The organism is bacterium, assembly GCA_036524115.1.
In the GTDB taxonomy this organism is placed as follows: Bacteria; JAUVQV01; JAUVQV01; order JAUVQV01; family DATDCY01; genus DATDCY01.
In genome coordinates this window covers 1-9,498 of record DATDCY010000191.1, presented here as the reverse complement: position 1 = coordinate 9,498, position 9,498 = coordinate 1, and the positions used below count along the sequence as shown (strand labels likewise).

The 9,498-nt window shown below is 70.2% G+C and carries 8 protein-coding genes; 3 read left to right on the top strand and 5 right to left on the bottom strand.

Going from position 1 to position 9,498, the window contains the following annotated elements:
- Positions 1 to 171, top strand: a 171-nt coding sequence (locus tag VI078_09240) for an ABC transporter ATP-binding protein (GenBank protein HEY5999465.1), incomplete at its 5' end; no start/stop codon positions are given.
- Positions 172 to 330: 159 nt separating this feature from the next.
- On the opposite strand, the gene VI078_09235 is transcribed toward VI078_09240, so the two are convergent.
- Genes VI078_09235 through VI078_09220 form a run of 4 tightly spaced genes read right to left on the bottom strand, consistent with a single transcriptional unit; the run spans position 331 to position 5,132 of the window.
- Complete coding sequence (locus tag VI078_09235) at positions 331 to 1,401, bottom strand: branched-chain amino acid ABC transporter permease (protein ID HEY5999464.1); 1,071 nt, start codon at positions 1,399 to 1,401, stop codon at positions 331 to 333.
- A 10-nt stretch (positions 1,402 to 1,411) separates the two neighbouring features.
- Positions 1,412 to 2,296 carry a branched-chain amino acid ABC transporter permease gene (locus VI078_09230; GenBank protein ID HEY5999463.1) on the bottom strand — a complete coding sequence of 295 codons (885 nt, stop codon included), beginning with the start codon at positions 2,294 to 2,296 and terminating at the stop codon, positions 1,412 to 1,414.
- Between the two features lie 4 nt (positions 2,297 to 2,300).
- Entirely contained in the window at positions 2,301 to 4,268 is a 1,968-nt protein-coding gene (locus VI078_09225; GenBank protein HEY5999462.1) for a long-chain fatty acid--CoA ligase, read from the bottom strand.
- Positions 4,269 to 4,319: 51 nt separating this feature from the next.
- Entirely contained in the window at positions 4,320 to 5,132 is an 813-nt protein-coding gene (locus VI078_09220) for an ABC transporter ATP-binding protein (protein HEY5999461.1), read from the bottom strand.
- 203 nt (positions 5,133 to 5,335) lie between these two features.
- Between VI078_09220 and VI078_09215 the strand changes: the two genes are divergently transcribed.
- Positions 5,336 to 7,420, top strand: coding sequence for a YDG domain-containing protein (locus VI078_09215; protein HEY5999460.1), 2,085 nt, complete (start codon positions 5,336 to 5,338; stop codon positions 7,418 to 7,420).
- Between the two features lie 20 nt (positions 7,421 to 7,440).
- Here the strand turns inward: VI078_09215 and VI078_09210 are convergent, their stop codons facing one another.
- Positions 7,441 to 8,562 (bottom strand): HRDC domain-containing protein, encoded by a 1,122-nt coding sequence (locus VI078_09210; protein HEY5999459.1) that lies wholly within the window; start codon positions 8,560 to 8,562, stop codon positions 7,441 to 7,443.
- Between the two features lie 168 nt (positions 8,563 to 8,730).
- Between VI078_09210 and VI078_09205 the strand changes: the two genes are divergently transcribed.
- Positions 8,731 to 9,474 (top strand): ubiquinone/menaquinone biosynthesis methyltransferase, encoded by a 744-nt coding sequence (locus tag VI078_09205; protein ID HEY5999458.1) that lies wholly within the window; start codon positions 8,731 to 8,733, stop codon positions 9,472 to 9,474.
- Positions 9,475 to 9,498: the final 24 nt, after the last annotated feature.

Here is a 9,498-nt window from a genome sequence, read left to right as displayed (position 1 = left end):
CTCGAGGTGCTCGAGCGCGTGAACCGCGAGCTGGGCACGCTGACGGTGGTCATCACGCACAACGCCGCGATCGCGGGGATGGCCGAGCGGGTGATCCGGATCTCCAGCGGCGAGATCGTCGAGGTCCGGGCGAACGAGCGTCGGGTCTCGCCCGCGGACCTCTCGTGGTGACGCGATGCGGACCCTGCTGCCCGAGTCGGTCAGGAGCGTCATGATTCGTCCTGGCAAGGCAGCGGGGAAGCGCGCGCGGAGGCGGGCTGGTGCCCGCCGCACAAGCAGCCCGACCCGCAACGCCGCCCTGGCGAATCAGGGCCTCCTGGCTGACCCGGGCTAATAGGAGAAGGGCCAGAGCTTCCAGTAGGCCTTGATCTTGTTCCAGCGGTGCGCCAGGCCGTCCGGCTCGAAGATGATGAAGAGCACCACGAGCAGGCCGAAGGTCCCCTCGCGCAGGGAGTTGACGACGGTGATCGCGTTCTCCCAGATCGCGGAGAGCGCGCGCTCGGGGATGCGCAGCAGCTCGGGCAGCAGCGTCATGAAGATCGCGCCGTAGATCGCGCCGGTGACCGAGCCCAGGCCGCCGATGATGATGCTCGCCAGGTAGTGGACCGAGAGGCCCATCGTGAAGTGCTCGTCGGAGATGACCCGCACGTAGTGGGCCCAGAGGCTGCCGGCGATGCCGACCATGAAGGAGCTGACGCCGAACGACAGGATCCGGTAGCCCCAGACGTTGACGCCCATGACCTCCGCCGAGAGGTAGCGGTCGCGGATGGCGACGAAGGCGCGCCCGGGGCGCGAGCGCGTGAGGTTCTTGGTGAAGAGCGTCGCCAGGATGACCAGCGCGTAGATCAGGAAGTAGTAGCGGCGGTCGTTGTTCAGCGGCATCCCGAAGAAGACCGGCGGGCGCACGCTCATGCCGTCCGAGCCGCCGGTGAGCCAGGTGGCATTGCGCATCACGTACTGGATGATGAACTGCGCGGCCATCGTCGCGATCGCCAGGTAGAGCCCCTTGAGGCGCAGCGACGGGATGCCGAAGAACATCCCGACCGCGGCCGCGATCAGCCCGGAGAGCGGCAGCGCGACCCAGAAGGAGAGGCCGAGCTTCATCGTGAGGATCGCCGAGGCATAGGCGCCGACGCCCATGAACGCGCCGTGGCCGAGCGAGATCTGCCCGGTGTAGCCGGTGAGGATATTCAGCCCCTGCGCGCCGATGATGTAGATGCCGATGAGGTTCGCCAGGTAGAGCAGGTTCGTCCCGAGCGCCTTGCCCATCGGCTTGGCGATGAACGGGAACACGAGCAGCCACGCGAAGAGCAGCGCCATCCAGACGCGGGCGAACCACGTCTGGAAGATGCCCATGTCGGACTGGTACGACTGGTGGAAGAGCCCGCACTTGTTCGCCATCGCCGCGCCCCTACACCCGCTCGATCTCTTCGGTGCCGAAGAGACCGTAGGGCTTGACCATGAGGATCAGCACCAGGAAGACGAAGGGGGCGACTTCCTTGACGCCGCCGCCGAAGACCTGCGAGAGGTAGCCGCCCGAGAGGTTCTCGAGGATGCCGATCACCAGCCCGCCGATGACCGCCCCGGGGATGCTGTCGAGCCCGCCGAGGATCACGGCCGGGAAGACCTTGAGGCCGAAATCCGAGAAGGTGATGTTCACGCCGTTGATGCTGCCGATGAGCACCCCGCCGATCGCCGAGACGACCGCCGAGATGCACCAGGAGAGCGCGAAGATCGCCTTGACGCTGATGCCCATCGAGAGGGCCACCTGGTGCGAGTTGGCGGTGGCGCGCATCGCCACGCCCAGGCGGGTGAACTTGAAGAACAGCGCGAAGGCGACCATCAGCGCCATGGCAGTCAGGAAGGTCCAGATGTAGACCTGCGAGATCACGACCTGCCCGAGCTTCACCGGCTGCTCCGGGAAGATCGGCGGGAAGCTGCGCAGCTGCGTGCCCCAGGCCGCGGCGGTGGCCGCCTTGAAGACCGCCGCCAGCCCGATGGTCGCCATGATGATCGAGATCACCGGCTCGCCGATGAGCGGGCGCAGCACGAGCCGCTCGAGCACGAGCGCCGCGAGGCCCATCGCCACGAGCGTCAGGCCCAGCGCGGCCCAGAAGGGGAGCTGGGCCTGGGTGAGGAAGGCGAGGCAGGCGTAGGCGCCGAGCATGAGCAGCTCGCCCTGGGCGAAGTTGATGACGCCCGAGGCCTTGTAGATGAGCACGAAGCCCAGCGCGATCAGGCTGTAGACGCTGCCGACCGCCAGCCCCTGCACGAGCAGCTGCAGGAAGAACCAGATCCCCTCAGTCATTGACGCACACCCCGTACCCCCGCGCCTCCTTCGGCACCTCGCGCACCGCGACCGTGGTCTTGATGCGCGCGGTGCGGCCGTCCTGGAACTTGATCGTCGCGTCGATCGCGACCGACTCGCGGCCGTCGTACATGGCCTCGATGACGTCCTTGTAGCGCTCGCCGATGAAGCCGCGCCGCACCTTCTTCGTGCGCGTCAGCTCGTCGTCGTCGGCGTCCAGCTCCTTGTAGAGCAGCACGAACTTGCTGATGACCGCGGTCGGGTTGATCTTCGCCAGGTCGCGGTTGACCCGGCGCACTTCCCCCTCGATCAGCCCGTAGACCTCAGGCTTGGAGGCCAGGTCGGTGTAGGTCGTGTAGCCGATGCGCTGCTTCTCGGCCCACTTGCCGACGATCGGCATGTCGATGTTGATCAGCGCGGTGATGCGCTCGCGCTTGTCGCCGATGACGACCGCCTCCTTGACGTACGGCGAGAACTTGAGCTTGTTCTCGATGAACTGCGGCGAGAAGCGCGTGCCGTCCGTCAGGTGCATGACGTCCTTGAGCCGGTCGATGACGATCAGGTGCCCGTCTTCCGTGAAGTAGCCGGCGTCGCCGGAGTGCAGCCAGCCCTCGCGCAGGACGTCGGCGGTCGCGGCGTCGTTCTTGTAGTAGCCCGAGAAGACGCTCGGGCTCCGCGAGAGGATCTCGCCGTTCTCGGCGATGCGGATCTCGGTCTCGGGGATGGGCTTGCCGACCGAGTCGAAGTTGACGTCCCCGTCGCGGTGGATGCAGGAGATGCCGGAGATCTCGGTCTGCCCGTAGATCTGCTTGAGATTCACGCCGAGGGCGTGGAAGAAGCGGAAGGTGTCCGGCCCGAGCGCCGCGCCGCCCGTGGAGGCCGAGCGCAGCCGCGAGAAGCCGAGGCGGTCGCGCAGGGCGCGGAAGACGGTCCAGTAGGCGAGCAGGTACGCGGCGCGCAGGCCCAGGCCCGGCGCCTTCTTCTGGAAGCGGCAGTCGGCCATGCGGGTGCCGATCGGCATCGCGCGGTGGAACGCGAAGCGCTTGAGCGGGGAGGCGTCCATGACCTTGACCTGCACGCTGGCGGCGAGGTTCTCCCAGACGCGCGGCGGCGAGAACATGACGTTCGGGCCGATCTCGCGCAGGTTTTCCTGCACGGTGTCCGGCTCCTCGGGGAAGTTCACCGTGAAGCCGACGAGCAGCGCGCTGGCGACGCCCATCATCTGCTCGCCGATCCAGGGCAGCGGCAGGAACGAGAGGAACTCGTCGTCCGGGCGCTTGGGGTCGACCGCGATCAGGTTCGCCGCCATCGAGAGCATGTTCGTGTGCGTCAGCAGCGAGCCCTTGGGGAAGCCGGTGGTCCCCGAGGTGTAGGCGATGAGCGCCGTGTCGGCGCCGGCGCCGCGCGCGACGTTCTCGTCGAAGAGCCCCGGCCGCTGCGCGTCCAGCTCGCGCCCGCGGCGCTCGACCTCCGTGAAGGCCAGCAGCATCGGGTCCTCGTAGGCGCGCATCCCCTTGGGGTCGGCGTAGACGACGTGCCGGACCTTCGGGATCTTCTCGCGCAGCTCGAGGATCTTGTCGACCTGCTCCTGGTCCTCGGCGACGACGACCACGGCGTCCGAGTGGTCGATGACGTAACCGACCTCCGTCGCGGTGGAGTCCTGGTAGATGCCCAGCGGCACGGCGCCGGCGCACAGCGCGGCCAGCTCGGCGAAGACCCATTCGGGGCGGTTGTCGCCGACGATCGCCACCTTGTCGCCCCGCTGCAGGCCGAGCGCGACCAGCCCGAGCGAGAACTCGCGCACGTGGCGCAGGTAGTCGGCCCAGGTGAAGGACTGCCAGATGCCGAACTCCTTCTCGCGCAGCGCGACGCGGTGCGCGCCGTGGCGCCGCGCCTGCTCGAGAAGCAGCTTGGGGAGCGTCAGCTCCGGCGAAATGGGGACAGATCTATTTTCGGTCATGGCTTTCAGCCTCGACCTCGATCATCGAGGAAAATAAATCTGTCCCCATTTCTAGATGTTGAACAGGACGTCCGTCTCGCCGAGATAGGCGCTGACGACCTTCGGGTCGGACTGGATCTGCGCCGGCGGCCCCTCCGCGAGCTTGACGCCGAAGTCGATGGCGCAGATGCGATCCGAGATGTCCATGACGACGCCCATGTCGTGCTCGATGAGGACGATCGTTGTCTCGCGCTCCTCGTTGATGTCGAGGACGAAGCGCGCCATGTCCTCGGTCTCCTCGGCGTTCATGCCGGCCATCGGCTCGTCCAGCAGGAGCACGCGCGGCTCCAGCGCGAGCGCGCGGCCCAGCTCCACGCGCTTCTGCAGCCCGTAGGCGAGCGTGCCGACGACCTTCTTGCGGATCGCCTGGATCTCGAGGAAGTCGATGATCTCCTCGACGACCTCGCGGTTGCGGATCTCCTCGCGCCGCGCCGGGCCGAAGAAGAGGCCGCCGGTGAGCAGGCCGGTCTTCATGTGGATGTGGCGGCCGAGCATGAGGTTGTCGACGACCGTCATCCCCTTGAACAGCTCGATGTTCTGGAACGAGCGCGCCAGCCCGAGCCGCGCGCGCCGCGCCGGGCTCATCCGCGTGATCTCGCGCCCCTCGAAGAGGATCTTCCCCTTCGCCGGGTGGTAGAGCCCGGAGATGCAGTTGAAGACGCTCGTCTTGCCGGCGCCGTTGGGGCCGATGACCGCGAAGATCTCGCCCTTGTTGACGGTGAAGCCGACGCCGTCGAGCGCGGTGATCCCGCCGAAGTGCAGCGAGACGTCCTGGAGCTCGAGGATCGGCGCGTCCGCCGCCGCGCTCGAAACCGCCTGTCCCATCGTCAGTTCGTGTTCCCCCTGATGGCAGACAAAGTCGAAAAAGTATACAGAAATCGCGCCCCTCGGGACAAGGCGAAAGTGCGGCACGGGGCGGGCCGATGGGGGGAACCCTCCATTGACCGGACCCGCCGGCCGCCCGATCATCTCTCCGCGGGACAAGGGGGGTTCGCCCAACGAACGCCGCGGCGAGGGAGGGGACAGCGATGCGCAGATACGGTTTTCGTCAAGTGTATCAACTGGTTGCGGCGCTGGTGGTCGGGGTCGCCTTCGCGCCGGCGCCGGCGAGGGCCGTGCCGGCGCTGGACGGCGAGGGGACGATGTCCGTCGCGCCGGACAGCGTGGCATACGGTGCCGGCGCGCAGAGCTTCACGTTCACCTTCACGGCGAACGTCGGCGACTTCGCGGCGGGCTCGCAGGTGACGCTCACGGTCCCGGCCGGCTGGCCGGCGCCGGCGACCGCCGGCACGGTCGGCCGCGTCACGGTCGCCCCCGGCACCTGCACCCTCAGCGGCAGCCCGCCGTTCGCGGTCACGGGACCGACGATCCTCGTCGACATCGCCAGTTGCCTCGCCGGCCAGTCCTTCACGATCACGTACTCGGGCGTGACGGCGCCGAAACCGATCGGCTCGCCCTTCACCTTTGCCGCGCAGTCGGACATCGGACCCGGCGGCGTCGGCTTGACATCCCTGGTCGCCGGCTCCCCCTCCGTCACGGTGACTCCTGCGACGCTGACGGTGTCGGCCTCAGGGCTGACGCCGGCCGGCAAGACCTACGACGGGACGACGGCGGCCACGCTCACCATCGGCTCCCCGACGCTCGTGGGGGTCGTCGGGGCGGACGTGGTCTCACTGGACACGACGGGGGCGGCAGGGGCCTTCGCCGACCGTAACGTCGGCGCGGCCAAGACGGTGAACATCTCGGGGCTGGCGCTGACGGGCGCGGACGCCGCCAACTACGTCCTGACCCAGCCAACCCGCACCGCGGGCATCACCGCGCGGCCGGTCACGGTGACGGCGGTCGTCGACAGCAAGCTGTACGACGGCACGGCCTCCTCCGCCGGCGTGGCCGTCGTCTCGGCGGCCACGCCGCTCGCTGCCGGCGACACCACGGGCTCCTGGGTGCAGATCTTCGACAACCGCAACGCCGGCACCGGCAAGAGCCTCATCCCGCTGGGCACCGTCAACGACGGCAACGCCGGGCTCAACTACGCCTACACCTTCACGCCCGTCGCCGGCGGCGCGATCACGCGGCTGCCGATCACGGTCACCGCGGTGAGCGACACGAAGGTCTATGACGGCACGACCAGCTCGGCCGGCGTGCCGGTCCTCTCCGCGCTCACGCCCCTGGCGCCCGGCGACACCGAGCCGGCGTGGACGCAGAGCTTCGACACCAATATGGTGGGCACCGGCAAGACGCTCACCCCGTCGGGCGCCGTCAACGACGGCAACGGCGGCCACAACTACGCGTACACGTTCGCGCCGGACGTCACGGGCGCGATCACCCCGCGCGCCGTCACGGTCGAGGCGAACGACGTCTCCAAGGGCCTCGGCATGCCGGACCCCCCGCTGAGCTACCGGGTGACCGCGGGCTCGCTGGCGACGGGCGACGCGCTGACGCTGGCGCGTCTCGCCGGCGAGGGCGTCGGCATGTACCCGATCCTGGTCGGGTCTTTTCCCGCGGCCGCCGACTACAACCTCACCTTCGTCGGCGGGTTCCTGACGATCAGCCCGACCGTGCAGTTCGTCTCGAGCGGCGCGCTCGACGGCTGGGTGCTCGAGTCGTCCCAGGGCAGCAACGTCGGCGGCGCGGTGGACGCCAGGGCGATCGTGGTCCGGCTCGGCGACGATGCGGCCAACCGCCAGTACAAGGCCGTCCTGTCGTTCGACACGTCGGCGTTGCCGAACAACGCGGTGATCCAGTCCGCGGTTCTCCAGCTTTACAGCGGCGTGCCGGTGACGGGGAGAAACCCGTTTGCCGTGCTCGGCGGCCTGCGGCTGGACATCCGCCAGGGCACGTTCGGCACGAAGGCGCTGACGGCGACGGACTTCCAGACGCCGGCCTCGCTCGCGGGCGCCGGCGTGATCAACAAGACCCCCGTGCTCGGCTGGTACAGCGGCCGGCTCAGCGCCGCCGGCAGGGGGAAGATCAACAAGGCCGGGATCACGCAGCTGCGCGTGTACTTCACGAAGGGCGACAACGGCAACCGCAAGGCCGACTTCATCTCGTTCAACAGCGGGAACGCCACCGTCAACCAGCCGCAGCTGACGATCACCTACGCGCTGCCGTAGGCGCCGGGAACCGCGAGCGCCTACTGGGCGAGCGCGTGCCGCAGCACGTCGCCGACCGCCTCGCGCTGCCAGCGCTTGAGCGCGTCGGGCAGCGCGGCGATCGCGGCGTCGGGCTCCTGGCGGGCGAGGCGCTCGAGCGTGGCGCCGTTGACCAGGAGCCCGGCCTCGATCCGCAGCGTCGCCGAGGCCTCCGCACGGGCGGCCTTGAGGCGGGCGAGGCGGCGGTTTTCGGCGGGCGTCGGCGGGACGCGCCGGACGAGCTCCGGGCGCGGGCACTGCTCGTCCGGGACGGCTTCGGCGCGCGCGAGCGCCTCCAGCACCTGGCCGGCGATGCGCTCCAGCAGCGGGCGGTTGGCGCCTGTCGTTGCCGCCACCGCGCGGCGGTCGGCCGGCGGCTGCGCGGCCCAGGCGAGCAGCACCTCGTTCCCGAGCACCTTGAACGGCGGGCGGTTCGAGGAGCGCGCCAGTTCGTCGCGCAGATCCAGGAGCGTCTGCAACCGGGCGAGCTGGCGGGGAGCGAGCCTGCCGGCGCCCTTGAGATCGAGGCACCAGGGCTTCTTCGGCGGCGACGGCTCCGCCAGCTCCAGCAGGCCGAATTCCTCCTGCGCCCAGGCCAGCCGGCCGATGCGCTCCAGCTCGGCGCCGAGGCGGTCGGCCAGCGCCAGCAGGTGGGCGGTGTCGTTGGCGGCGTAGTCGAGCATCGCGGCGTCGAGCGGCCGGCGCGACCAGTCGGCGCGCTGGAAGCGCTTGTCGAGGACGACGCCGAACTCTGCCTCGAGCAGCGCCGCCAGTCCGAAGCGCTCCCGGCCGGCGAGCTGCGCGGCGATCATGGTGTCGAAGAGGTTGCGAACGACGACGCCCTCGCGCTTGAGCAGGCGCACGTCGTAGTCGCCGCCGTGGAAGACCTTCTGCACGGCGGCGTCCGCCAGCAGGGGGGCGAGCCCGGCGAGGACGCCGGGGCCGGCGAGCGGGTCCGCGATGGCCGTGCGCGTGGCGCTGGAAAGCTGGACGAGGCAGATCTGCTCGCGGTAGCTGTGCAGGCTGTCCGCCTCGAGGTCGACGGCGACCCGCGCCTCGCCGCGACAGCCCGCCACGAATTCGGCGATCGTGTCCGGGCGCGCCAGAAGCTCGTACTGCGGCATCGTTGCAGCTCCTCCCGATGGGTTGAGAACCGGCGGATTCTATCGCGGCGGCCGGGCTGCGGGAAGGGGCCGGCGCGCTGCGCCCCGTCCGCGCCGCCGGGGGCCGAGTACCACGCCGCGACGGCGCCTTGTCGCGCCGGGGGGCGCCCGCTACAATCCCGCACCGCAATGGTTTCTCTCGGTGGCGCGCCGGCCGGCCCCGGCGCCGACGTGCGCGCGATGTTCGACCGGATCGCCGGGCGCTACCAGCGCATGAACGCCCTGATGACCTTCGGGCGCGACCGCGCGTGGCGCCGGGCGGTCGTGCGCGAGGCCGCGCTGCCGCCCGGGGGAAGGCTGCTCGACCTGGCGAGCGGCACCGGCGACATCGCGCTGGAGGCGCTCGCGGGCGGGCCGGGCGCGACGGTGGTCGCGGCGGACTTCTCCCTCGGCATGATGCGCGTGGGCAGGGCGCGGCCCGGCGGCGCGCGGGTCCTCTGGTGCGCCGCCGACGCGTTGGCGCTCCCGTTCGCCGACGGCACGTTCGACGCCGTGACCTCCGGGTACCTGCTGCGCAACGTCGCGGACCGCGCCGGCGCCTTCCGCGAGCAGGCGCGCGTCGTCCGCCCCGGGGGGCGGGTCGTCTGCCTCGACACCTCGCCGCCGCCGCCCTCGCTGCTGCGACCGCTCGTGCGCCTGTACCTGCGGCGCATCATCCCGCTGCTCGGGCGGCTGGTCGCGGGCGACCGCGCCGCCTACGCCTACCTCTCCGCCTCGACCGAGGGGTTCAAGACCCCCGCGGAGCTGGCCGCGATCATGCGCGAGGCGGGGCTCATCGACGTGCGCCACCGCAGCTTCATGGCGGGGCCGATCGCCGTCCACGTCGGGGCGCGGCCCGGCGGGCCGGCGGGGGAGGGGAAGGCCCGTGGCTGAGGCGCGCGGGACGCCGCCGCCGAT